Below are 23,929 nucleotides of genomic sequence, written 5' to 3' on the forward strand. Positions count from 1 at the left end.
AACCATGAAATTGCGCCCTTCCCTATTAACTGTTTTGTTACTTATGGCTAGTTCCACTGCTCCCGCAATGGCAGGTAGCGCAAATGCTAATTTGAATGTTTCTGCTTCAGTAGTTCCTAGTATTGTAATTACCCCAGCTGCTGCTCCTGTGCCAATACCAGTTGAGAACATAACTAACCCGTCTACTCCGGCAACGGCAACAGTACCAATCGCTATCACTTTACCGAGTAATACTACTGGGAAAATTACCCTGGGACAAGGACAAAATCCCTCTACTGGCTCCACAGACACTCAGCCCGTGCGCCGCATGACTGATGGTGCGGGAAATTACTTATTGTATGAATTATATCAAGATGAATCTAGGACAATAATTTGGGGGAACACCGATAACACTGCTTTGTCATTGACTGGTACGGGTTCAGCCAGTAATGTCAATCTTTATATTAAGATTCCGGCGGGGCAAAATGTGCCGGCGGGAAATTACCAGGACACGGTGCAACTGAAAGCGGCTTTGTAAGCATTTTGAAATTAACCCCACCCTAACCCTCCCCTTACCAAGGGGAGGGGACAAGATTCTCCAGTTTCCCCCCTTTACAAGGGGGGACTAAGGGGGGTAAGCAGCAGCACAAGCGCCCTGGGGAGTATCTAGGGTTTCTTTCAGGGTGGTTTTTGCAGTTTTGACTTCCACTACCAGTTTCTTGACCCCATTACATTTTTCCTTGGGTGGTAATTCTACACTGTAGGATTTAGTATTACCCGCTAAAATATACCAACTATTAACAGCAGTTTCAATAATTTTTTCCCCTGTGGCACTTACTCCTTGGACTGTAATTTGCTGTGGACGAAGATTCACATTACCAGTATTATTAATCTCAAAAGATAAATTACCTTTTTTGATTGCTAGTTGTCCCATTTTTCCTGACTGGTTGATTTGGTTCGGTTGTAGAAAAATAGGAATACTTAAATTAGTTAAGACTTGGACTGCATTCTGAGTGGGTTGACTGGTTTTTGTCGGTAGTTCTTCCACAATCAGTCGGTAAGTTTTTTCAACAGTATTAATGGGAACTTTAGAACCGAGTCTAATTTGCCGCTCTTCCTGGGATTCTACGGAAAGTAGAGATGGAAACAGAATAATATCTTCAGTAGGGGTGAGTTTGTCTTCTCCTTGGGCATTTTGTTCCCATTTGAATACTTTGAATTGAAAGCTGGCAGATTCATTCTCTATCAAGTATAATTAAATCATCCATAACAGTGAAGTTAAGGTATATAAATCATGGTTCAAGTTTTACAAAAACCAGTAACCTTTGCAGAATTTGCAGATTGGAAACCAGATGGAGAACGCTATGAACTGCATAATGGAGTAATTGTGGAAATGTCACAACCAACAGGACTACATGAAGATATCATAGGTTTTACAGCTAGAAAAATAACTGTAGAATTTGATAGATTAAATCTTCCTTATTCCATTCCTAAACAAGCATTAGTCAAACCACCTGAAAGCGAATCAGGTTATTTACCAGATATTCTATTATTAAACCGGACTAATTTAGTCAGTGAACCTCTGTGGCAAAAACAATCAACTGTAACTCAAGCTGCTTCTATTCCCTTAATTGTTGAAGTTGTCAGCACTAATTGGCGCGATGACTACTTAACTAAATTACGAGATTATGAAGAGATTGGTATTCCTGAATATTGGATTATTGATTATTTAGGTTTAGGTGGTATTCGTTATATAGGTAGTCCTAAACAACCTACTATATCTATTCATTTGTTGATTGATGGTGAGTATCAAGTAACGCAGTTTAGAAATGATGAAAGGATCATATCATCAACTTTTCCAGATTTGAATTTGACTGCCCAACAGATTTTTCAAGCTGGTAATATTTGAGCAGTATTTATCTTTATTGTTCTTTACGCATTACTTGATTCTCAATTCAATCTTTGAGTAATTAATGGTTACAAGTTTTCCATGATCAGTCTTAATTCCTCTAAACTTTCAACTGTGAGAATTGAACGTTGAATTATTTTTAATGTTTCAAAATCCGATATTTCTGATATTTTCGGCATGAATTTTAATCCTTCATTACCAAATTTCACTTCTAAAGATAATTCAATACTTGAGATTCTTTCTTCTCTTTTTCCTATTTGTTCTCCTCTTTGTTCCCCTTGTTTCAATATTTCTTGATACCAAGGTGATTCACGGAAAACAGCCATATCCCACCTCATGATTTCTTGAACTAAGGCACTATCTAATACAAAAGTAGCAAAAAAAGCCAGAACTGTTTCTAATTGATTTAACTGTTCATCGGCTTTTAATAAACGCAATGCTTCCCGAATTATATAGGACTTACGCAATAACTCTCTGCAACCCTCTTTCCTTCGTGTCCTTCGCGTTCTTTGTGGTTCGTTTTTTCATGATTTTGCGTAAGTCCTGTTATAGTTTCATCTTCACCACCTTTGAGGATTGGTACAAAAGGCAGTAAAGAAGGTAAAGGTTGTTCTAAGGCAATTTTAACATCTACTTCCCAAAGATTAATTACTCGGTAATCTTGACGCACCTCCAAACCAGCAATATTTGACTGATATCGAGTTGGTATTTCTTCATTACCTGTTTTCAGAATGTTAATGAGTACAGGATAGGTGGGTAATTGATATTTTTCCTCAGCTAGTCCTGCATAAGCTCCCATTCTTCGAGGCATTTCTGGTTTATACCGCAATTGCAGTTCATTAAGAACCAGAAATTTTCCGTATTCTTGACTCTCAGCGCGGATAAGTACATCACTTTCTCTACTAATCCACTGAAATTCAGAATTGAGTATTTCTTTAGCAACTACATCCGGGATTTGTGTTACCCATTTTACCCAGTTGTTGGGTGCGAGACTAATTAAACGTTTGGTGCTGACATCCGCAGGTTTGGACATAAAGCTGTATAGATTTACACAACATCTGATTACACAACAGCTTAACTTTTTCTCTGCAAAAAAGCGATCGCCACCTCACCCAACCATCCCCTAAAATCTCTAACAGATATATTAGGTAAAACCACATGAGTGAAACCAAAGATACCATTTTCGGTAAAATCATCCGTCGGGAAATCCCCGCAAACATCGTTTATGAGGATGATTTGGCTTTAGCCTTTACAGATGTTAACCCTCAAGCACCAGTTCACATCCTTGTCATTCCCAAAAAACCCATAGTTAAATTAGCAGATGCCGAATCTCAAGACCAAGCTCTTTTAGGACATCTGTTATTAACCGCTCAACGCGTAGCCGCAGAAGCGGGATTAAACAACGGTTATCGCGTTGTGATTAATAATGGTGCTGATGGCGGTCAAAGTGTCTACCATTTACATTTACATATTCTGGGAGGACGGCAAATGGCCTGGCCTCCTGGTTAATCAAACCTGAATGAATCGTGTCTTGAGATGCGATTCATTAGAAAAACTAATCATTTTTATAAGTAAAAATTTATTAAAACCCCTTTACAAAACAAAACTTATCCTTTAAGGTAGTATTCAAGTAGGCAAGTTTACCTACCCAATTCGTAAACACGAAAAGCAATTATAAAAATATGACCACTACCTTACAACAGCGCCAAAGCGCCAACGTATGGGATCGCTTCTGCGAGTGGATTACCAGCACCGATAACCGGATTTACATCGGTTGGTTCGGCGTTCTGATGATCCCAACCCTACTAGCTGCTACCACCTGCTTCATCATCGCATTCGTAGCTGCTCCTCCAGTAGACATCGACGGTATCCGCGAACCCGTAGCTGGTTCCTTGATTTACGGAAACAACATCATCTCCGGTGCAGTTGTTCCTTCCTCCAACGCTATCGGCTTGCACTTCTACCCAATCTGGGAAGCAGCTTCCTTAGATGAGTGGTTGTACAACGGCGGTCCTTACCAATTGGTAATTTTCCACTTCTTGATCGGTTGCGCTTGCTACCTAGGTCGTCAGTGGGAACTATCTTACCGCTTGGGTATGCGTCCTTGGATCTGTGTAGCTTACTCTGCGCCTTTGGCTTCTGCTACAGCAGTATTCTTAATCTACCCCATCGGACAAGGTTCATTCTCTGACGGTATGCCTTTGGGTATCTCTGGAACCTTCAACTTCATGATTGTGTTCCAAGCAGAACACAACATCTTGATGCACCCCTTCCATATGTTGGGAGTAGCTGGTGTATTCGGTGGTTCATTATTCTCCGCAATGCACGGTTCCTTGGTGACATCTTCCTTGGTTCGTGAAACAACCGAAACCGAGTCTCAAAACTACGGTTACAAGTTCGGACAAGAAGAAGAAACCTACAACATCGTAGCTGCTCACGGTTACTTTGGTCGGTTAATCTTCCAATACGCTTCCTTCAACAACAGCCGTTCACTTCACTTCTTCCTAGCTGCTTGGCCTGTAATCGGTATCTGGTTTACCGCTTTGGGTGTCAGCACAATGGCGTTCAACTTGAACGGTTTCAACTTCAACCAATCAGTAATTGATTCTCAAGGTCGGGTTATTGCTACCTGGGCTGATGTAATCAACCGCGCTAACTTGGGTATGGAAGTAATGCACGAGCGTAACGCTCACAACTTCCCTCTAGACTTGGCTGCTGCTGATGTTGCTCCTGTTGCTTTAACAGCACCTGCTATCAACGGTTAATTATCAAGTTTAGCTGAATGAAAAGCGCCTCTCAGAAATGGGGGGCGTTTTTTAATGTATGTATAGCAAAGTGCTGAGTGCTGTAAAGCCCTGCAAACCAAGGCGGGTATGGCTACGCCACGCAAGCTATGACAGATATGCTCAATTACTAATAATAATTTGAATAAACCCGCCCCTACATCAAGGCTTTCAGTAATCAACAATGTCCTAACCTCCTTGGCGGTTGCTATATGTATATTTGTGAAGATAATCTAAAACTCTTATTCTCAGCGCCTCTGCGCCTGGTGCGTGATGACTGGAAAAATGTCATCATAGTGATGGTGAAAAAATTCTGGAGATAAGACTACGGTTTACGCACGTCCCTTAGCACGGTTAATTGAGCAGTTGCAACGCCTACCGGGAGTTGGCCCTAAGTCAGCCCAACGCCTAGCTCTGCACATCCTGAAGCGCCCAGAAGCAGAAGTAGAAGCTTTAGCACAAGCCCTAATTGATGCAAAAAAGCAGATAGGTTTGTGTTCTGTTTGCTTTCACCTATCTGCTGATCCTGTTTGTGAAATTTGTCGTCATCCTAACCGTGATGATACTTCAATCTGTGTGGTTGCGGATTCTCGTGATTTAATTGCTTTGGAAAAAACCCGCGAATATAAAGGTAAGTATCACGTCTTGGGTGGGGTAATTTCCCCTATGGATGGTATTGGCCCAGAACAACTAACTATTCAAGCTTTGGTGCGGCGGGTGAGTCAACAAAAAACCCAAGAAGTGATTATGGCAATTAGTCCGACTATTGAAGGGGAGACAACAACCCTGTATATCGGTCAGCTACTGAAACCATTTACTAAGGTGACACGTATCGCCTTTGGTCTGCCTGTGGGTGGGGATTTGGAATATGCCGATGAAGTGACGCTGGCAAGAGCCTTGGAAGGTCGCAGAGAGTTAGATTAAGTTTTATCAAGAATTGCTTAAGAACAGGCGTTGCGTGCTTAATAGTCTGCATTTTTCGAGGCTATGCTACTAAGATTACTTGCTCGTTAGCTGGGATTTCAGTAGCTTTACAGTTATTTACCTGTGGATGTGTTGAATTTCAGGTAATGCTGTAGTGCTATGAACCTTCCATTCTTTCAGTGTTACCAGAATTTCTTCACGGTGAACACTTTTATCACATATCAGTTAACACGAAGCATTCCACCAGGGGCTAATTTAGCGCTCCCCTGTTTTTTCAATTGTTTCTATGACTGCTAAACCAATACCAGAAGCTGCTATGAGCATGACTGCTGAAAGCAAATACATATTGCTGAACATTTGGAGGGCATCTTCAAAAAACATATAGGTGGTCATTCCTTCACCTTCTCAACTTTGCGCTGCTAGTAGTTTTGGTTTTTCCACATGACTTAGTAGTTTTTGTGGAAAAATTGATATTAGTATCTTAACAAAACTTTAGCTAATTCACGAGACCGCTCGCAGTTTTTTTTTTAAAGATTAGATGAAGTTGATCAGCTTTCTGTCACAAACAATACTGAAAAACTTTTAATGTCATCATTATGACGAGAAAATTTTACGTAAATGCTTGATTTAACCAGTTACTTAAACTACAGAACAAAAATAAATATTATGGAACTATCAAATTTACAAATATTTACGAAACGTTGATTACTGCTTCTAATATCGCTGCTATACAAAGAAGATATCTTGCAAAAATTTACTGGATAAATTATCACTTATGTGCATCCAAATCTACCTCAAGTTTTTCTGAAGTTGAAGTATTTATGAATAAATTGTAATTGGAGAATTAAACAGCTTACATTAAGCAGCGTTCAATTGTGGCTAAGACAGATTGGGAAAGTGATGGAAAATCATAACCACCTTCCAAACCAAAGAGAATTTTACGAGTTACTCCCAGACAAGCATCTGTAAATAAGGCATAATCTGCTGGTTGTAAATTGATACTGGCTAAAGGATCTGCCTCATTGGCATCATAACCAGCACTGACAATCAGTAAATCTGCGTGAAAGTTAGCTAAAAACGGTATTACCTTGTTTTCTATGAGTGGCTGATATGCGGTGATATCAGTACCAGGAGGTAGAGGTAGGTTTAAAACATTATCATGAAGTCCGCGTTCTGAAGCTTTGCCAGTACCGGGATAACACGGATACTGATGTAAAGAACAGTAGGCAATTTGGGGATGAGTTTCAACGATCGCCTGTGTACCATTGCCATGATGTACATCCCAATCTAAAATGGCGACACGCTTAACTCCTGGTTGTTCTAGGGCATATAAAGCGGCGATCGCTGCATTGGAAAATAAGCAAAATCCCATCCCCGTATGACTTTCAGCATGGTGTCCCGGTGGACGTGCTAGGACAAAATCCGGATTTTTTGTGGCGAGTACAGTATCAACTCCATCCATCCAAGCACTTACGGCTAACAATGCTACATCATAACTGCGCGGAGAAACTGGTGTATCACCGTCTAAATAACCGCCACCAGTAGTAGCAATTTCCTTAACTTTATTGATATAGGTTGGAGTGTGCGCTTTTAATAGTGTAGACATTAGCGATCGCCTTTGTGATGCTGCGGTAGGCGATCGCCAAGTAATTTTTTCGGCAAAAGCGGCTGACTTGAGGGCATTAACGATGACTGTTAAGCGTTCTGGGCATTCTGGATGGTATCTTCCAGTATTGTGATCCAGAAACTCTTGAGAATAAATGACTGATAGCATAAGGAGAAAAATATCAGCAATAAAATACTGAAATCATTTTATCCTAACTACTACCCTACTCTCGATCATCCATCAGTGTTTCATCAATTGGTTGCTCCAGCATTTCTGGTACTAAAGCCGGATTTCCTCGACGTTCCGCAGGCGATTGTCCTCTGATCACATCATCCATTTTCGGAGGATGTTTAATCATGTCCAGCACCTCTGGACTTAATTGAGGTGCAGCATCTTCTGGATGGGTTTTTTCCCCTGCTTTGGGAACTTTTTCCTTATTCATGGAAAACTCCTTGAACTGCTAGTCTTCACCTTAAGATATATTGTGGCGAGGTGTACACTATCTTGAGGCTTAAAATTACCGTTTTTAGGCAGCGCTCAACAGTAGCTATGGTGGGTTGCACTAAAGTGTTAATTTGTAAACACTCTCTAGATATAATAATGAAATAGAGGAGACGCGATCAAATAAAATATAGAAGACGCGATTTATCGCGTCTCTACAAAAGCAAATAATTAATTAACTACAGAAGATAAATTACTAAATGCTATGGTTACGCGCATCTATGGCTAGGTCATACCAGCGATTATGGGGAATTGATATGGCAATCCTAAATCAGTTATCACCCCAAAGAAAGATACCCGACTTCTTTAAGAAGTCGGGTATCTGAGTCAATTGGATAATATTTTATTGATTAATAAAATATTACTAATTAATTTATTGGGCGGATAAAATGCATTTATAATAAACTTTTTAAATAAAGGATGTGATAGATTATTTTCTATAAAAAAAATACCCTAAAAAGTTACTTGTGAAAATTTTTATATAGCAGCAAATAAAAATTTAACTTTTAAAGTTTAAATTCTGATGTTTGAGCTAGTTACTTGATCGGCCAAACACAACTCTATGTGTTAGAATGTTAACAAAATATGGCAATTATTCAAGATTAATTGAGAATAATTTGACGCTTGCAAAAGCGTAAGGGCTAAAATCTACATTTTTTGGAGTTTTTTAGGTTATGACAACCTCACAGGAGAGGATTATCCCGACAGACTTGCGGAACGAAATGTCCCAGTCTTATCTGGAATACGCCATGAGTGTTATTGTGGGTCGGGCGCTCCCAGATGCCAGGGATGGTCTGAAACCTGTGCATCGTCGCATCCTCTACGCAATGCACGAGTTGGGTCTGATGCACGATCGCCCGTTTCGGAAATGCGCCCGTGTAGTCGGGGAAGTGTTGGGTAAATATCACCCCCACGGCGATACAGCAGTGTATGATGCTTTGGTGCGGATGGCACAGGATTTTTCTATGCGATCGCCCCTAATTAACGGGCATGGTAACTTTGGTTCAGTAGACAACGATCCGCCGGCGGCAATGCGGTACACAGAATGTCGCTTGCAAGCCTTAACGAATCTATCCCTACTGCAAGACATTGAATCAGAAACCGTAGATTTCATCGATAACTTCGACGGTTCCCAACAAGAACCCACAGTATTACCATCACGCATCCCCCAATTATTGCTCAATGGTTCGTCCGGAATTGCCGTGGGGATGGCTACCAATATTCCTCCCCACAACTTGGGCGAATTAATTGATGGTTTGGTGGCACTGATTCATAATCCAGAGATCACCGACCTGGAGTTAATGGACTATATTCACGGGCCGGACTTTCCCACCGGGGCGCAGGTTTTAGGAACATCTGGCATTCGGGAAGCTTACACCACTGGACGCGGTTCCATTACCATGCGTGGTGTCGCCACCATTGAAACCGTCCAACAACGAGGACGGCAGGATCGGGAAGCAATTATTATCACCGAACTGCCCTACCAAACCAACAAAGCGGCGTTGATTGAAAAAATCGCCGATATGGTGAATGAGAAGCGGTTAGAGGGCATTGCAGACATCCGCGACGAAAGCGATCGCGACGGTATGAGAATCGTTATCGAACTGAAACGCGATTCTTATCCCCGTGTAGTCCTCAACAACCTCTACAAGCAAACCCCACTGCAAGCCAACTTTGGGGCAAATATGCTGGCGTTGGTGAATGGGAAACCGGAAATTCTCAACCTGAAGAAGTTCTTAGAAGTCTTCTTAGATTTCCGCATCGAATCCATTACCAGACGCACCCGCTACGAACTGCGAAAAGCTGAAGCCCGTGATCATCTCTTACAAGGGTTATTAATTGCTTTATCCCAGTTAGATGAAATTATCGTTTTAATTCGTCACGCACCCGACGCACCCACAGCCAAAGGAGAGTTAATTACCAACTACGGGCTGTCAGAAGTGCAAGCTGACGCTATTTTGCAGATGCAGCTGCGACGTTTAACTGCCCTAGAAGCAGATAAGATTCGTCAAGAACACGAAGACTTACAAACGCAGATTGCAGATTTGCAGGATATATTGGCACGGCGAGAACGGATACTAGAAATCATTGAAACCGAAATCGCTCAGTTAAAAGAGAGCTTTTCCACACCCCGGCGCACAGTAATTTTACCCGGAGAAGGCGAAATAGATGAGCGTGATTTGATTGCCAATGAAAAAGCGATCATTTTAGTGACAGAGCAAGGTTACATCAAACGGATGCCTGTCAACACCTTTGAAGCTCAAAGCCGTGCTACCAGAGGTAAAGCTGCTGCTAAGGTCAAAGATGATGATACCATTGAGCATTTCTTGACTTGCTGCGACCACGATAGTATTTTATTCTTTAGCGATCGCGGTGTCGTCTACTGCCTCAAAGCCTATCAAATTCCCGTGAGTTCGCGTACCAGTCGCGGTACAGCCATTGTACAAATGCTGCCCATTCCCAGGGAAGAAAAAATCACCTCAATTGTCCCCGTAGACGAGTTTAGCCGGGAAGAATATCTAGTGATGCTCACCAAGGGCGGCAACATTAAGAAAACCGAACTAGCCTCATTTAGTAACATCAGGGCTAACGGCTTAATTGCCATTTCTCTCGAAGAAGGCGACCAACTGCGCTGGGTGCGACGGGCGCGAGTAGAGGACAGCATCTTAGTTGGTTCTCGTCTAGGTATGGCCATTCACTTTAGATGTACCCATGAACAGTTGCGTCCTTTAAGTAGAGCAACTCGTGGAGTCAGGGCTATGAAACTGAAGAAAGGGGATGAATTGGTAGGAATGGATATACTTCCAGCCGCCATTCTGGACACCTTAAATACAGATGAACCCGAAACCGCAGAAATCGAAGCCGTAGAAATCGAAGCCGTAGAAATCGAAGCCGTAGAAATCGAAGCCGTAGAAACCGAAAATCAGGAGGAAACCGCAGAAGTAACAAGTACCGGCAGTATAGGCCCTTGGGTGTTGGTAATTACAATGGGCGGATATGGCAAACGCGTTCCAGTGGCTCAATTCCGACTGCAAAACCGTGCCGGTCAGGGTTTAATGGCTACCAAATTCAAAAACCGTAAAGGCAAAGACAAATTAGCCACTTTACGCATTGTTAATAATGATCACGATGAAATCATGATGGTAACAAAGCGTGGTATTATCATCCGTCAAGCAGTGAATGCGATTTCTATACAATCGCGGTCAGCCACTGGCGTAAGAGTGCAGCGTCTCGATGAAGAAGATGCCATTAACGGTGTAGCCATAGTTCCTCCTGATGCAGTTGATGATGTTGATGTGGTGGAAGAAGCTGAGTAAAAAACACAGGGAGAAGCTAAAAGTCTTACTCCCTTACTTCATCGCCTTAGCCAGTGGTGTATCAATGGGGCTAACAGTAGCCCCAGTCGGTGCATGGTTTTTGGCATGGATTGCCCTAGCGCCCCTGTGGGTATTAGTTCTGACCTCTACCTCATCTCCCCTCCTCCTAGCCCTCGCCTGGGGTGTGGGCTATCACGGAGTCGCCCTATCCTGGATTACTGGCATTCATCCAATGAATTGGTTGGGCGTTCCTTGGTTGCCGAGTTTAGCAATTACCCTATTTTGTTGGTCATTTATCAGCCTTTACGGGGGTTCCCTCGTTACCCTCTGGGCGGCTGCTATGACTCGTTTCACTGTAAAAAACACTTGGCAACGTGTTCTATTTGGTACAGCCATTTGGTGCGCCTTAGAAAGCCTTTGGAGTGCAAGCCCCCTGTGGTGGAGTTCACTAGCTTATACCCAAAGTCCTCACAACCTCGTAATATTACACCTCGGTCAACTCTCCGGCGCGAACACAGTCACAGCCGCCATAGTTGCAGTCAATGGATTCATAGCCGAAGCATGGATAAACGCCAAAACTTCCTCTGCGCCTCTGCGGTTCGTAAAAAATAAAAACTTAACCTCCGCCGCAGCAATATTAATCACCCTACACCTCCTGGGTTTTTACTTATACAGCCGTCCCCTAGCCCAACCACCAGAAGCCGCATTAAAAGTGGGAATTATTCAAGGTAACATCCCCAACGAAATTAAACTTATACCCCAAGGTTTGCGACAGGCGATCGCAGGTTACACCACCGGATATTACAATCTAGTAGATCAAGGTGTAGATGCAGTCCTCACCCCAGAAACCGCCTTACCATACTTCCAGCGTGACTTACCCAACACCAGCTTAGTGCAAGCAGTGACAGAAAAAGGCGTAGTTGCTTGGGTTGGAGCTTTTGGACAAAGAGAACGCAGCTATACAAATAGTTTATTTACCTTCACTGGTAACGGTGAAATTTTCAGCCGCTACGACAAAACCAAATTAGTCCCATTAGGCGAGTATATACCCTTTGAGGGGATTTTCGGCGGGATAGTTCAACGCTTATCACCTTTAAATGCCCACCAAGTCCCAGGTAAAACAAATCAGATATTTGATACCCCCTTTGGTCGGGCGATAGTTGGTATCTGTTACGACTCGGCGTTTCCTGAATTATTTCGCCGTCAAGCTGCGGTCGGTGGGCAATTTATTCTCAGTGCTTCTAATGATGCTCATTATACCGCATCTATGCCATTTCAGCATCACGCCTTAGATATGATGCGGGCAATTGAAACCGATAGATGGTCAGTGCGGGCGACGAATACGGGATATTCAGCCTTTGTAGATCCTCATGGTCGCACTTTATGGTTATCTGGATATAACACCTACCAAACTCATGCCCAAACCATATACAGACGGCAAACTCAGACTTTGTATGTGCGTTGGGGCGATTGGTTGACAGTTTTGTTGCTGGGTTTAAATATATTTATTTATACTGTTTTTTTTATAAAAAAAGCATAACAAAAAACTGTAATTCTAAGTAATATCACTATCTTAACTTAGTTCATGTAAGTAGCAACTAACTTCATTTTCGCAATGTTATAACTGTCAGTTAAGGTGATATGTTTTCTTTGATTTTGGGTATTATGTATGAATGAATGTTTAAGAATGTTTAAAGTCAGGAATTTTGGCGATTTTTTTAAGTAATCATACATATGAACGTAAAAATATAAGTAAAAACTCTAAATTGATCCTACAGCAACCGCCAAGGAGGTTAGGACATAAACGGATCATAAAACAAAAGACACCAAAAGGATCTTAACCGGTGTCCCGGTGTAGGGGCGGGTATGGCTACGCCACGCAAGCTACACAGATATCATTCAAGATCAACCAGGAGATGACTAAACCCGCCCGTACCACAGGTGTACCCAGCTATACTTTATATTTAGAGGATGTTTATGTCTGAGCATCAAGCTAATGCAGAGGTAAAAGTTACAGACCATGAAATAGGTCAATTTTTAACACCCTTTCAACGGAGATTATTACAAAAAAGGTTACAAGCAGATTTACCTAATTCATATCGACAACGCATTGAGATTATGCTACTCGCAGACCAGGGAAAATCTCAAGCAGCAATTTGTCAAATTTTAGGCTGTTGTCCAGCCACAGTCAGACATTGGATGCACATAGCCCGGACTGGTATGGCTCATCAATGGCAAGATTGTCCCATTGGTCGCCCTAAAGTGGTAAATGAGGCATATTTGCAGCGTTTGCAAGAATTGGTGCTTAATAGTCCCCGTGATTATGGTTATGCTTTTGGGCGGTGGACGGTTAACTACCTTGGTAAGCATTTGGCTCAGGAATTTGGTATTGAAGTGAGCGATCGCCACATCAAGCGACTACTCAAGCAAATGGGATTATCCACTCGACCCATAACCAATAATAACCAAGAAACAGTCAAGGAAAATGCTGCAAGTAATAGCATCTTGATTTACGACCTTAAATCCGAAAATATCCCCGAAAATAACGGATTTATGCCCATTGAATTGACCAAATTAGCTAAGGAATCAGAAACCTATGGTGCAAAATCTATCCAATTCTGTACTTTCTCCCGAACAGATCAACCAGGCGTTAGGTCATTCTTTGTCCGCAGCAGAATTTCAGAACTACTACCAACAATTTAAATTCAAAAGCCCAAAAGTAGGCAAGGTTTGGCAAGGACAAGATGTAGAGCCAGGATTATACATTGCGATCGCAGGTAAAGTCAGATTAGTACATGATGACGGAGATGTCTAATGTAAAACCTGGAGAATCTTTTGGGGAATTTACCTTATTCCCAGAAGCTAACTTTCAGCCTTACGGAGCCAGAGCAAGTGTCAACGTACAACTATGCTTTATTCCGTCCACAGTTTTGTCAGCCTTGATGATTAAATATCCCCAAATCCGAAACCATTTATTTGCCAAGGCTAATGCAATTAATTCCAACCTAGTAAATTCAGAAGAATTACTGACATCTCCTCAACAGTCAATTCTTCCAACACCTGTCATAGAACCACAGCTATCAAAAAAGATTAGCAAAGCTTACCTCCCCAGTCCCACACAGCGCGTCGGACATTTATTCCAAAAAACCATTCGCCGTTACCCGTTTTTTGCCCAACAAAGTGGATCAGATTGTGGAGCAGCTTGTTTAGTAATGGTGTCTCGTTATTGGGGAAAACGGTTTAGTGTCAATCGCCTGCGAGAAATCGCCAATGTTGACCGCAATGGTGCATCCTTGCGCGGTTTATCCACAGCCGCAGAAAGTATTGGCTTTAGTACCAGACCAGTAAAAGCCACTCTCAACAAGTTAGCCGAGCAAAAATTACCAGCAATTGTTCACTGGGAAGGCAAACATTACATTGTTGTTTATGAAATTACCCCCAAATCCGTCATTGTCGCCGACCCAGGCATTGGTCAATTAACCCTTAGCCATGCTGAATTTACAGCCAATTGGACTGGCTATACACTGCTGCTGCAACCCACAGCATTTTTAAAAGATACCCAAGAGACCATCACCCCCTTTTGGCAATTCTTTGAATTAATCAAGCCCCACAGCTTGGTGATGTTGGAAGTATTTGCTGCATCTGTGTTTATTCAGATATTTGGACTGATTACCCCATTATTTACTCAATTAATCTTAGACAGAGTAGTAGTTCAACGTTCAGAACTCACCTTATTTGCTGTCGGTTTAGGGCTACTAATTTTCAGTTTATTCCGTGTAGCCATGATGGGGTTACGACAATATCTATTAGACCACACAGCCCATAAGTTAGATGTGGCTTTAATCGTGGCTTTTATTCGCCATACCCTGCGTCTACCCCTGAGTTTCTTTGAATCCCGTTATGTCGGTGATATCATCTCTCGTGTCCAAGAAAATACCAAAATTCAACGCTTTCTTTCCGGTGAAGCCTTATCTATCTTACTAGATTTAATTACAGTATTTATCTATGTGGGATTGATGTGGTGGTATAGTTGGAAAATGGCACTTTTAGCTTTAGTAATTGTGCCGCCTTTTTTCCTGTTAGCATTGATTGCTACCCCCTTTTTACGCAGGATTTCCAGAGATATTTTTAACGCCTATGCAACTGAAAGTAGTTACTTAATTGAATCTCTTTCTGGCGTGAGAACAGTTAAATCTACAGCAGTAGAACAGACAGTCCGTTGGCATTGGGAAGAATTATTAAATAAGAGAGTTAAAACCAGCTTCTCAGGGCAAATTATTGGCAATCGTTTGCAAATTTTTAGTAATTTAATTGAAGCAGTTGTCACCACTGGTTTACTATGGTATGGGGCATATTTAGTAATTCAAAATCAGTTAACTATTGGACAACTCGTAGCATTTAATATGCTGCTAGGAAATGTGATTACCCCATTTAAAAGATTAACAGTTTTGTGGAATGAGTTACAAGAAGTTATCATTGCCGTCGAGCGGATTAATGATGTATTAGATACAGAACCAGAAGAAGATTTACAGCATCAAATCAGGCAATCCTTACCACCAATTCAGGGTCATATTCGCTTTGATAATGTCACATTTCGTTATCACCCAGAAGGTGATATTAACGTTCTAGAAAACCTCAGCTTTACCGTAAAACCAGGACAAATGGTGGCTTTAGTCGGTCGTAGTGGTTCAGGAAAAACCACTATTTCTAAGTTAGCTTTAGGCTTGTATCCACCTACCGATGGTAAAGTATTAATTGATGGACATGATATTACCAGCCTTTCCTTACGTTCCTTACGGGAACAAGTCGGGGTAGTTGACCAAGATACATTTCTATTTGGTAGCACAATTCGAGAAAATATTAGCTTAGGACAACCAGGGGCAAATTTATCAGCAATTATAGAAGCAGCACGATTGGCGGGGGCTGATGAGTTTATCAAAAAGTTACCTATGGGCTATGAAAGCCAAATTGGTGAAGGTGGGGGAATGTTATCTGGTGGACAACGACAAAGAATAGCCATAGCAAGAGCATTATTAGGTAATCCCTCACTATTGATTTTAGATGAAGCCACTTCTCATTTAGATGCTGAATCAGAACGCATAATTCAAAATAACTTAAATACCATTCTCAAAGGCAGAACCACATTATTAATTGCTCATCGTCTCTCCACTGTCCGCAATGCAGATTTAATTTTGGTACTAGATAGAGGTTTGTTAATTGAAAGTGGTACTCACGAAGAGTTAATGGCTAAACGGGGACATTATTTTTATCTCAATCAACAACAATTAGATAATGTCGCTTAACTGTGTTATTTCCCCCTGATTCCCTACCCCATAGCTCTCTCAAAACCTCTTGACTTTGTGTCCTTTGTGTTCTTAGTGGTTCGTTTTTCTCCTCCTTCCAAACTTTCACAACCATACAATTACATTCACAGGAATCATGCCAGAAACCTTAAATCAAACAGTCAACAACGAATATAATCAAGATCAACTTGCCAATCCAGCTATCTCAACCGATGATTGGTCTCATGTCACCAAAGACTTACTGGATAGCTTACCCCAAGTTTGGACAAGAGGATTACTATACTTCCTGATTGTCTTTGTATCGATAATTTTACCCTGGGCAATTCTTTCGCGGGTAGATGAAACAGGTGTAGCTAGAGGAAGATTAGAACCCCAAGGTAAAACAGTCAGACTAGATGCGCCTGTTGCTGGAACCGTGGCGGATATTCAAGTAAAATCAGGCGATGTAGTAAAAGCTGGACAGACTCTATTGGTACTAGAATCAGAATTAGTTACATCTGAGTTACGACAAACAAAAGATAGATTGGAAGGGCAATTAAATAGATTAGCACAATTAAATTTATTAAAAAATCAGTTAATTGTAGCTTTGGCAACTCAGCGACAACAAAATCAATCTCAAGAGTTAGAGAAACAGTCTCAAATCGACCAAGCCAGACAGCAGTTGAGTGCAATTAAAAGTTCATCTAATTTACAAAAAGAGGAAAAATCATCCCAAGTCAATCAAGCAAAGCAAAGTGTTGAATTCAGTCAAACTGCTAATAAATTAATCGCTAGTCGTTTAGCCAGTAGTCAACGGGAAGTTAAACGCTATCTTCAGCTTTGGGAACAAGGAGTTATCCCAGAGACTACAGTCGTAGAAAAGCAGGATATAGCTCAAGAACAGGAAAGGTTATATGAACAAAGTAAGTCAGAAATTGAACAAGCGAAGTTAAGGTTAGCAGAACAACAGAGTAGTTATGAGCGCACTATTACTCAATTTAATGCAGATATTGAACAGGCTGAATTACGGCTCAATGAACAAGAAAATGGTTACAAAACATTGACTCATGCAGGGGAACTGGCTATACTAAGAACCGAGGAGCAACTGAAAAATATAGATACAGAAGTTTCCACACTCAATGCAGAAATTGCTCAAACTAAGAGTCAAATTCAATCTTTAGAATTTCAAATTACTCAACGAGTTGTAAAAGCCAACGTCACCGGGACTTTATTTCAGTTACCAATTGAAAAAGCTGGTTCTGTAGTGCAGCCAGGAACAATGATTGCAGAAATTTCTCCCATAGGTTCTCCTTTAATAGTTCGAGCGCAAATGGCGACAACTGAGAGTGGTTCCTTACGTCAGGGTTTACCAGTAAAGTTGAAATTTGATGCCTATCCTTTTCAAGACTATGGAGTTATTGCCGGTGAATTATTAGAAATTTCTCCTACTACAACAGAAATAGATACACCTAATGGCAAAGTAGCAGCTTATAATTTAGAAATTGCCATTAATCAAGATTGTATTCCTAGTAATAATCAATGTATTCCTTTAAACCCTGGGGATACAGCAACGGCTGAGGTAATTGTGCGTCAGCGCCGGATTATTGATTTTCTGCTTGATCCGTTTAAGCAGTTGCAGCAGGGGGGTGTGAAGTTGTAGAAAACCTAAATTTATATTTTTGAGTGCTGCTTCCGTGAGCATCAGATGAACGCACACAAATAGCCTGCAACACAAGAGTTTTATCATTTATATCTGGAACTCATTTACCTCGAATATACTGTAACTCGTCTGTATAGACGCGATTTTTAATTACCCTCAATTTAACTGACATCTTGCACCTAGCCCCGGCGATTAAAATCGCGGAACCACCCAAACAAAGTCCGCCTACGCGGACTCACGGAAAAACAAGGGTTTTGAAACCCACGTAGCTGGGTTTCGCCTGTGTAGCTGTGACTGACCGTCGCCTGATGCAAGATATGAGCGCCCCAGGAGGGGAAGTCAAAAGTTAAAAGTCAAAAGTCAAAAGTCAAAAGGATTAAATACCCTCGCAACGAATGAAACAAACACATTTTTATTATTTGGCTAAAAGCCTTACTATATAACGGTTACAAAATGTGTTTCTTAGGAGTTAAGAAAGCATCTCAGGTTTGCCAATGTATCTTAAGTCCACCTGGTGAAGCACGGAAATAAGATTTCCACTCCTGCTCCCTCTCCTTAATAAGGAGAGGGTTGGGGTGAGGTTTCATGAAGCTCACTCAAAAAATGAGATGCTTCCGAATTTAAGTTTATCTATCCAAATTTAAGGAGTAAAATCATGTCACAACCCATCACAATTACCAAAGAAGATATTATTCACCAAGTTAAGCTATCCTGCAAAATTCCTGAGCTAGTTGAGCAGATTGTTAGCCGTAAAATTATTTTAGCTGCTGCGGAGGAAGCAGGGATAAAAGTGGATACAGAAGAATTACAAAAAGCAGCGAATTTATTGCGCTTACAGAATCAACTCACCAGTGCTGAAGATACTTGGAAATGGTTAGAAAAACATGGCTTATCTATAGATGAATTTGAAGAAATAGTCTATATTAATATAATGATTGGCAAGTTAAGCCAACATTTGTTTGCAGATAAAATAGAGCCTTACTTTTTTGAGAATCAGCTAAATTATGCTGGTGTCGTCATGTATGAAGTTGTTTTGGATGATGAAGATTTGGCGCTAGAACTTTTTTATGCAATTAAAGAAGGTGAGATGAGTTTCTATGATGTGGCTCACCAATATATTCAGGATGTAGAATTGCGGCGTAAAGGGGGATATTTAGGAGTATTGCGTCGCCAGGATTTAAAACCAGAAATATCTGCTGCTGTGTTTGGTGCAAAACCACCTCAGTTGCTTAAACCTATTGTGACAGCTAACGATGTACGTTTGATTTTTGTGGAGGAGATTATACAGCCGGAATTGGATGATAAGTTGCGTTTTCAAATTTTATCAGATTTGTTTTCGGGATGGCTAAAACACCAAATTGGAGAGATAGAAGATCAAACTAATTTTGAGCTAAGTAATTAAGCAGCTTTAGTTGTTAACTTCAAAATAATGGCAAAAATGTCTTGATAAACTTAGACGTAGGTTGAGGCGTTACGAAACCCCACAAAAGTAGGTATTCTTGGTATTGGGTTTCGTAAGGCCTAAATCCAACCTACGAATTAGTGGTTCCTGAGAAGATGAGAAATAGCAAGTCCTACCGCAACTCCGAACCAAAATAATCCGCCAGAAGTGTGATTCAACTCATCATTAGTCAAATCAGTGAGATAGCTCTCAGAATCCATAAACAATTCGGAACCAGCAGGACGTAAGTCAGAGATTACGATGTTAGCCATTTGAGTTTTTTCCTTTTTCAAATTTATTGTTTTCAAGAATCAAACATAATGTTTGGAACCTCGATTGATAGTATCTTATTCAACTTCAGAATTTATGTCTAGATATTTTCATCAATTAAAGGGGACATAAAAGGTACATTTTTTGCATTAAAAATAAATGTACAGATGTAAAACTATATGGGAGTTTAAAAAAACATTCTACCGCCATAGTTAAAAACTCTAGAAATAAACAGATAAAATCGAGAATTAAACGGAATACAAAAGGGACACAAATGTAAAAATTATGTCCCGATTAATGTGATATTTCTGAAACATTACCAAAAAGCAAAATCAGGAAAAGACAAAATCTTCTCCTGACTAATTAAGATTTATTTTAATAGGCTTTTATGGCTGATAGTTGGAAATTTCCTCAACTCACAGTTGGTGTTGCCACTTGAATCATTAATTCAGAAGCATTGTAATTATCTGTAATCACTTGCGGACAACGCATACAAGCAGCTTTACCTTCTTGCTGCCACCAGCGACAATCTCGACGTATAGAACAGGGAGGTAATTCTTCTAATGCTATGGGAAACTGAGCAACAATTCGTGTTACTAAACCACAATCTTTTCCATCAAAATGCTGACAATTATTGGTCGCACAAGTTGAGGCTGTACGAAAAACCTCAGCCGGATTTACGGGACTAACTTTAGCTATTAGTTCCTCCGTCATCGTCTGGGGTTGTTTCAGATAGGCTACACGCGGTTCTGTCACCGTTCCACCGATAATGTCTACATATTGTTATCAAATAAAGGGGACAAAATAGTTACACTTAAATTATTACACTTGAGGAAAAGGTTTTTTAACGCAGAGGGTCGCAAAGGTTCACGCAAAGGTACGCAGAGGGTTAGAAGTTCTGATTCCTATACTTACTTACGAATCAGGATATATCTTTACCGCCACTCAAGCCAAAAGCTGATAAATATCCTCAGAACCAGCATTTAAATGAACTCGTTGTAAATCAATTCCCAAAGTCGAAAATTCTGCACAAATGGCCTGCATTCTAGCATCAACTGAGTTATCCCCTTGATACCAAGCTTTTAATAACCCATTGGCTACAATCTGACAGCGATTCATCCCAAAACTTTCTTTTTCAACAAATTTTTGGTCTGGTTCTTCAGCCAAACCTAACCCCGGTGCAAGCTGCATTGTAAATAAAGGAACGTCTGACTTAAAATATGATTTATTCTCCCCATATACACGCTGTAAAATTCCCCTCACTTCCTGATAATCGCTTTTATCAAAATACAATACCCCTGAATCATGTCGTCCGTAATCCTGGGGATTGTACAAAACTTTAAAACTAAAAGGGATTTTTAAGCTATTTAATTGCTCAGTCAAACTACCCATGACTGCTACAGCACATTCAGGAGTAAAATTAAAGTAAATCCGCACAGTTACCGAATTATTTTGCTCATCTTCCAGACGAGTAAAACCCTGATTACCAACGGCCATGTAAAAGCCATTTTGCACTCGATTTTTGGGTAAATGAATGGCGACGATATCACCCACTACAGCCGCTTTTTCGATATTTTGCAGATGTTTTTCTCGCTCAATATGTAGCCTTAATGCGCCTTTAGTAACCGCTAATGTCCCATCGGTTTCTTCTCGGAGAACATACCAAGCAGAATCAAAATAACCCTCTCCCTGATTACTGTTGTGTAACCGATCATAAAATCCCAAATCCACACCCAAAAAACTATTATTTTCTAAATCTTGGGGTAGATTATTTCCTTCTGCATCTAGTGCCAATGCACTTCGCATGGAACCGTTATAATAAATGCCATAAATAAAACTTCGTAGTTGCAAACCGAGATATTTTTGCTGTATCTGGTTGGGCATTTTTTGGAACCGCTCAACTACTTCAAGTGGTAAATCTAAAGGCTTGTAATCTGGATTGTGTATAGAAAAATCAGATTTAATCTCAACTTTCTCAACAATATCTTCGATAACTTCTAGTAATTGTCCAGTTAAACCAGTATCTAATAATTGCATAATTGATTGAGTAGTAATGTAATGATTTAAACTGCGGAACGATTAAAGCTGGTTAATTCCTCAGCAGCAGCACCAAAAATAGTTGGTATTGATTGTACAGGACGACTTAATAACGCTTTAGCAACTTGCATCATAGCAATCCCCATATTGCTAAAGGATCTTTGATATTGAAGCATCGCTTGAATTTGTTGAATTAAATTAAACCCCGCAAATTGTACTACTCGCTGCAAATAGTCGGGATGATGTTCTAAAATTTCTGGAAAAGTGTTTAAATAAGCTTTGGTTAATGCACCAATAGAAGGCTGAAGCAGTTCTAAAGGTGTGATTGCTAAACGTAGAGATTCTTCAATACTCAAAGAATTACTAATAACTAAACTACCCAACCAGATTTGAACATAGTTACCAATAATTGTCCCCAAATCAAAAGCTGGATCTCCCCAAGCCGAACGTTCCCAATCAATGAACCGAATAATATTATGAGAATCTTGCCAATTGTTTTGCAGTAAGATATTATTTAGTTTTAAGTCATTGTGAGTGACACAAGCAGGCTTGACAGATTGACCTAATTCTGCTATTGCTTGTCCCAAACTATCATAACGTTGATAGAGAGCAAAGAATTTTAACCCGTCATCAGGAACTAAACCAAAAATTTCTGGTTTTACTTGTCCTAATGAGAGAGCCAAATTTGATATTTGATTAAAATTAACAGAATTTTTCGTAAAAAAATCTTCATATTCTTGATGGTTAAAAGTATCACGGTGGATTGTTGCTAAAAGAGTACCAATTGCGGTAGCAATTTCTATAGAAAAGTTCTTTTCTTTAGTGTAGAAATCCATCAAGTCGCGGTAATCATCCAGATATCTGAAAACAATAATGGAATTTTCTACATCAAAATACAGCACTTCTGGTAAAACTTGACGGTAGTTATCGAGTTCTGGAAATTGCTGTATAAATTCTTGAATGCGCCACTCAATCAAAAACTCACCAGCTGCTTTACCTTCTTGATTAAGTCGCTCTTGCTTAATCAGCAGCTTGTGTTTATCTGTAAAGCTGAGTAATAGGTTGAAATTCTTGGCTGTCAGTGGTTCTATCTTGCTGGGAGGTTGTTGCGAATTATCCAATAACCCTTGTTTGAGCAAATAATCAAAAGCATTATCGGAATTTAAGATAAATGTCATAATTTTTGAATTTCTGCACTAATTTTCCGAGCAATTACTAAATATAGCTATTGCTCACATCCTATTGAACTTCAGGATCTTTGTCTAGAAATTTATATGAAGTAAAGATGACATAAAAGTTACAGTTTGATCATCAAAATCGATCAGTTGTCGCAGTATCTTGAAGCTAAACTTCTTTAAGTTTGGGTTTTTTATCAACAGAACTATAGTCAAGGAACAAAATTTAAAAATTATCCCTAGTGTAAAAAGGCTAAAACTAAAACAATTATGTCCCGATTACTTTTAAATTATTACACTTGAGGAAAAGGTTTTTTTTAACGCAGAGGGTCGCAAAGGTTCACGCAAAGGTACGCAGAGGGTTAGAAGTTCTGATTGATTACGCAAGCATTTTCCCCAGGTACAGGATCGGGATAAATGGCTAAGGTGTGATAATTAGGCGCAGTGTCTTGATATAATATTCTGAATGTATAGAGTTTACTTCTCTCTCCTTCTTCAGTAATCACTGTTAAAAGTGTATTGTCTGTTTTAGGTAGTCCGGGAATATTTAGTCTGGGAATTCGCCGCAGTTGAATGACGTTTGCTGATGATTTGGCACAATCTCCTGAACTCAATTTACGTTCTGCGCCAAACTGCATACACATCGGTCCATCAAAATCCATAGTTACTTGTGAGGGGTCGTTTAACCACACTTTTTTAATGGTTTCGCCGGCTGGTAAAAAGCTTAAATTTGTTCCTTGCTGATAGGAAACTTCGATAGTCGGTACTACTCCCCCTAAACCTTCTGCTTGACAAGAAAACATGGAACGCAAAACAGCATTATTAGCTAAGGCTCGTCCTGCAAGTAATAATATGGCGGCGGAGAAAATTAGAGAAGTCAGAGGCAATAAATCAGAATATTTTATTTTCATGGCTGCAAACGTGAGGTAAACAAGGGCGGGCAGTCCTTGCCCTCCCCGACAAGATTTATAATCTTAAGATGTGTTCTCATTTACTTGAAAAGTGCTGTAAATCCCTAACGAACAGATGAGGAAATGCTAAATTT

Annotated in this window: 21 protein-coding genes and 1 pseudogene; 12 read left to right on the top strand and 10 right to left on the bottom strand. The window is 40.4% G+C overall.

Annotated features, from left to right (window positions below; genetic code table 11):
• The first annotated feature begins 4 nt into the window (after positions 1 to 4).
• Positions 5 to 517, top strand: coding sequence for a Csu type fimbrial protein (locus NSP_RS02365; protein ID WP_006196279.1), 513 nt, complete (start codon positions 5 to 7; stop codon positions 515 to 517).
• 87 nt (positions 518 to 604) lie between these two features.
• On the opposite strand, the gene NSP_RS02370 is transcribed toward NSP_RS02365, so the two are convergent.
• Positions 605 to 1,228: a fimbrial biogenesis chaperone gene (locus NSP_RS02370; protein WP_006196277.1), complete on the bottom strand. Its 624-nt coding sequence runs from the start codon at positions 1,226 to 1,228 to the stop codon at positions 605 to 607.
• A gap of 45 nt (positions 1,229 to 1,273) precedes the next feature.
• Here NSP_RS02370 and NSP_RS02375 point away from each other — a divergent pair, with 45 nt between their 5' ends.
• Positions 1,274 to 1,888 carry a Uma2 family endonuclease gene (locus tag NSP_RS02375; protein WP_006196275.1) on the top strand — a complete coding sequence of 205 codons (615 nt, stop codon included), beginning with the start codon at positions 1,274 to 1,276 and terminating at the stop codon, positions 1,886 to 1,888.
• Positions 1,889 to 1,956: 68 nt separating this feature from the next.
• Here NSP_RS02375 and NSP_RS26170 read toward each other — a convergent pair.
• Positions 1,957 to 2,921 (bottom strand): annotated as a pseudogene (locus tag NSP_RS26170) (Rpn family recombination-promoting nuclease/putative transposase).
• A gap of 125 nt (positions 2,922 to 3,046) precedes the next feature.
• Here NSP_RS26170 and NSP_RS02390 point away from each other — a divergent pair.
• The 3 genes from NSP_RS02390 to recR all read left to right on the top strand — a co-directional run bounded on the left by NSP_RS02390 (position 3,047) and on the right by recR (position 5,595).
• Positions 3,047 to 3,397 (top strand): histidine triad nucleotide-binding protein, encoded by a 351-nt coding sequence (locus tag NSP_RS02390; RefSeq protein WP_006196270.1) that lies wholly within the window; start codon positions 3,047 to 3,049, stop codon positions 3,395 to 3,397.
• 173 nt (positions 3,398 to 3,570) lie between these two features.
• Positions 3,571 to 4,653, top strand: coding sequence for a photosystem II q(b) protein (psbA, locus tag NSP_RS02395; RefSeq protein WP_006196269.1), 1,083 nt, complete (start codon positions 3,571 to 3,573; stop codon positions 4,651 to 4,653).
• Between the two features lie 384 nt (positions 4,654 to 5,037).
• Positions 5,038 to 5,595, top strand: a complete 558-nt coding sequence (recR, locus tag NSP_RS02405; RefSeq protein WP_006196268.1) for a recombination mediator RecR — start codon at positions 5,038 to 5,040, stop codon at positions 5,593 to 5,595.
• Positions 5,596 to 5,850: 255 nt separating this feature from the next.
• Here recR and NSP_RS26175 read toward each other — a convergent pair whose 3' ends face one another.
• The 3 genes from NSP_RS26175 to NSP_RS02420 all read right to left on the bottom strand — a co-directional run bounded on the left by NSP_RS26175 (position 5,851) and on the right by NSP_RS02420 (position 7,643).
• Positions 5,851 to 5,988 carry a hypothetical protein gene (locus NSP_RS26175; protein ID WP_006196267.1) on the bottom strand — a complete coding sequence of 46 codons (138 nt, stop codon included), beginning with the start codon at positions 5,986 to 5,988 and terminating at the stop codon, positions 5,851 to 5,853.
• Between the two features lie 460 nt (positions 5,989 to 6,448).
• A complete protein-coding gene (locus NSP_RS02415; protein WP_006196266.1) occupies positions 6,449 to 7,369 on the bottom strand; it encodes a histone deacetylase family protein in 921 nt (306 codons plus the stop codon).
• Positions 7,370 to 7,424: 55 nt separating this feature from the next.
• A complete protein-coding gene (locus tag NSP_RS02420; protein WP_006196265.1) occupies positions 7,425 to 7,643 on the bottom strand; it encodes a hypothetical protein in 219 nt (72 codons plus the stop codon).
• Positions 7,644 to 8,376: 733 nt separating this feature from the next.
• Here NSP_RS02420 and gyrA point away from each other — a divergent pair.
• From gyrA to NSP_RS02450, 7 genes are all read left to right on the top strand, one after another.
• Positions 8,377 to 11,019: a DNA topoisomerase (ATP-hydrolyzing) subunit A gene (gene gyrA / locus NSP_RS02425; RefSeq protein ID WP_042202134.1), complete on the top strand. Its 2,643-nt coding sequence runs from the start codon at positions 8,377 to 8,379 to the stop codon at positions 11,017 to 11,019.
• Positions 10,997 to 12,559: an apolipoprotein N-acyltransferase gene (gene lnt / locus NSP_RS02430; protein ID WP_017803768.1), complete on the top strand. Its 1,563-nt coding sequence runs from the start codon at positions 10,997 to 10,999 to the stop codon at positions 12,557 to 12,559. Before gyrA ends, lnt begins: the two co-directional genes overlap by 23 nt.
• A gap of 437 nt (positions 12,560 to 12,996) precedes the next feature.
• A complete protein-coding gene (locus NSP_RS02435; RefSeq protein ID WP_006196262.1) occupies positions 12,997 to 13,722 on the top strand; it encodes a helix-turn-helix domain-containing protein in 726 nt (241 codons plus the stop codon).
• Complete coding sequence (locus NSP_RS27465) at positions 13,682 to 13,834, top strand: hypothetical protein (RefSeq protein ID WP_157133654.1); 153 nt, start codon at positions 13,682 to 13,684, stop codon at positions 13,832 to 13,834. The genes NSP_RS02435 and NSP_RS27465 overlap by 41 nt, the downstream gene beginning before the upstream one ends.
• Positions 13,827 to 16,322, top strand: coding sequence for an ABC transporter transmembrane domain-containing protein (locus tag NSP_RS02440; protein WP_006196261.1), 2,496 nt, complete (start codon positions 13,827 to 13,829; stop codon positions 16,320 to 16,322). The genes NSP_RS27465 and NSP_RS02440 overlap by 8 nt, the downstream gene beginning before the upstream one ends.
• A 136-nt stretch (positions 16,323 to 16,458) precedes the next feature.
• Positions 16,459 to 17,961 (top strand): beta-barrel domain-containing protein, encoded by a 1,503-nt coding sequence (locus tag NSP_RS02445; protein ID WP_006196259.1) that lies wholly within the window; start codon positions 16,459 to 16,461, stop codon positions 17,959 to 17,961.
• A gap of 655 nt (positions 17,962 to 18,616) precedes the next feature.
• A complete protein-coding gene (locus NSP_RS02450; RefSeq protein WP_006197382.1) occupies positions 18,617 to 19,363 on the top strand; it encodes a peptidylprolyl isomerase in 747 nt (248 codons plus the stop codon).
• Between the two features lie 137 nt (positions 19,364 to 19,500).
• Here NSP_RS02450 and NSP_RS26180 read toward each other — a convergent pair whose 3' ends face one another.
• The 5 genes from NSP_RS26180 to NSP_RS02470 all read right to left on the bottom strand — a co-directional run bounded on the left by NSP_RS26180 (position 19,501) and on the right by NSP_RS02470 (position 23,795).
• The gene (locus tag NSP_RS26180) at positions 19,501 to 19,674 is read right to left on the bottom strand and encodes a hypothetical protein (protein ID WP_006197381.1); all 174 of its coding nucleotides are present in this window, start codon (positions 19,672 to 19,674) and stop codon (positions 19,501 to 19,503) included.
• Positions 19,675 to 20,083: 409 nt separating this feature from the next.
• The gene (locus NSP_RS02455) at positions 20,084 to 20,428 is read right to left on the bottom strand and encodes a hypothetical protein (RefSeq protein WP_006197380.1); all 345 of its coding nucleotides are present in this window, start codon (positions 20,426 to 20,428) and stop codon (positions 20,084 to 20,086) included.
• 189 nt (positions 20,429 to 20,617) lie between these two features.
• The gene (locus tag NSP_RS02460) at positions 20,618 to 21,709 is read right to left on the bottom strand and encodes a T3SS effector HopA1 family protein (RefSeq protein WP_006197379.1); all 1,092 of its coding nucleotides are present in this window, start codon (positions 21,707 to 21,709) and stop codon (positions 20,618 to 20,620) included.
• Between the two features lie 26 nt (positions 21,710 to 21,735).
• Positions 21,736 to 22,887, bottom strand: a complete 1,152-nt coding sequence (locus NSP_RS02465) for a phosphotransferase (RefSeq protein WP_006197378.1) — start codon at positions 22,885 to 22,887, stop codon at positions 21,736 to 21,738.
• 359 nt (positions 22,888 to 23,246) lie between these two features.
• Positions 23,247 to 23,795 carry a hypothetical protein gene (locus NSP_RS02470; RefSeq protein WP_006197377.1) on the bottom strand — a complete coding sequence of 183 codons (549 nt, stop codon included), beginning with the start codon at positions 23,793 to 23,795 and terminating at the stop codon, positions 23,247 to 23,249.
• Between the last annotated feature and the right edge of the window lie 134 nt (positions 23,796 to 23,929).

This window comes from Nodularia spumigena CCY9414, from assembly GCF_000340565.2.
Classification (GTDB): Bacteria; Cyanobacteriota; Cyanobacteriia; order Cyanobacteriales; family Nostocaceae; genus Nodularia; species Nodularia spumigena.

Excerpts from the sequence above, each read along its gene's own strand:
- lnt (WP_017803768.1), top strand. The coding sequence starts at position 10,997 with ATGTGGTGGAAGAAGCTGAGTAAAAAACACAGGGAGAAGCTAAAAGTC.
- NSP_RS02415 (WP_006196266.1), bottom strand. The coding sequence starts at position 7,369 with ATGCTATCAGTCATTTATTCTCAAGAGTTTCTGGATCACAATACTGGA.
- NSP_RS02470 (WP_006197377.1), bottom strand. The coding sequence starts at position 23,795 with ATGAAAATAAAATATTCTGATTTATTGCCTCTGACTTCTCTAATTTTC.
- NSP_RS02440 (WP_006196261.1), top strand. The coding sequence starts at position 13,827 with ATGTCTAATGTAAAACCTGGAGAATCTTTTGGGGAATTTACCTTATTC.
- NSP_RS02445 (WP_006196259.1), top strand. The coding sequence starts at position 16,459 with ATGCCAGAAACCTTAAATCAAACAGTCAACAACGAATATAATCAAGAT.
- NSP_RS02375 (WP_006196275.1), top strand. The coding sequence starts at position 1,274 with ATGGTTCAAGTTTTACAAAAACCAGTAACCTTTGCAGAATTTGCAGAT.
- gyrA (WP_042202134.1), top strand. The coding sequence starts at position 8,377 with ATGACAACCTCACAGGAGAGGATTATCCCGACAGACTTGCGGAACGAA.
- NSP_RS02450 (WP_006197382.1), top strand. The coding sequence starts at position 18,617 with ATGTCACAACCCATCACAATTACCAAAGAAGATATTATTCACCAAGTT.
- NSP_RS02390 (WP_006196270.1), top strand. The coding sequence starts at position 3,047 with ATGAGTGAAACCAAAGATACCATTTTCGGTAAAATCATCCGTCGGGAA.
- NSP_RS02365 (WP_006196279.1), top strand. The coding sequence starts at position 5 with ATGAAATTGCGCCCTTCCCTATTAACTGTTTTGTTACTTATGGCTAGT.
- psbA (WP_006196269.1), top strand. The coding sequence starts at position 3,571 with ATGACCACTACCTTACAACAGCGCCAAAGCGCCAACGTATGGGATCGC.
- NSP_RS02460 (WP_006197379.1), bottom strand. The coding sequence starts at position 21,709 with ATGCAATTATTAGATACTGGTTTAACTGGACAATTACTAGAAGTTATC.
- NSP_RS02435 (WP_006196262.1), top strand. The coding sequence starts at position 12,997 with ATGTCTGAGCATCAAGCTAATGCAGAGGTAAAAGTTACAGACCATGAA.
- NSP_RS02465 (WP_006197378.1), bottom strand. The coding sequence starts at position 22,887 with ATGACATTTATCTTAAATTCCGATAATGCTTTTGATTATTTGCTCAAA.
- NSP_RS26180 (WP_006197381.1), bottom strand. The coding sequence starts at position 19,674 with ATGGCTAACATCGTAATCTCTGACTTACGTCCTGCTGGTTCCGAATTG.
- NSP_RS26175 (WP_006196267.1), bottom strand. The coding sequence starts at position 5,988 with ATGACCACCTATATGTTTTTTGAAGATGCCCTCCAAATGTTCAGCAAT.
- NSP_RS02420 (WP_006196265.1), bottom strand. The coding sequence starts at position 7,643 with ATGAATAAGGAAAAAGTTCCCAAAGCAGGGGAAAAAACCCATCCAGAA.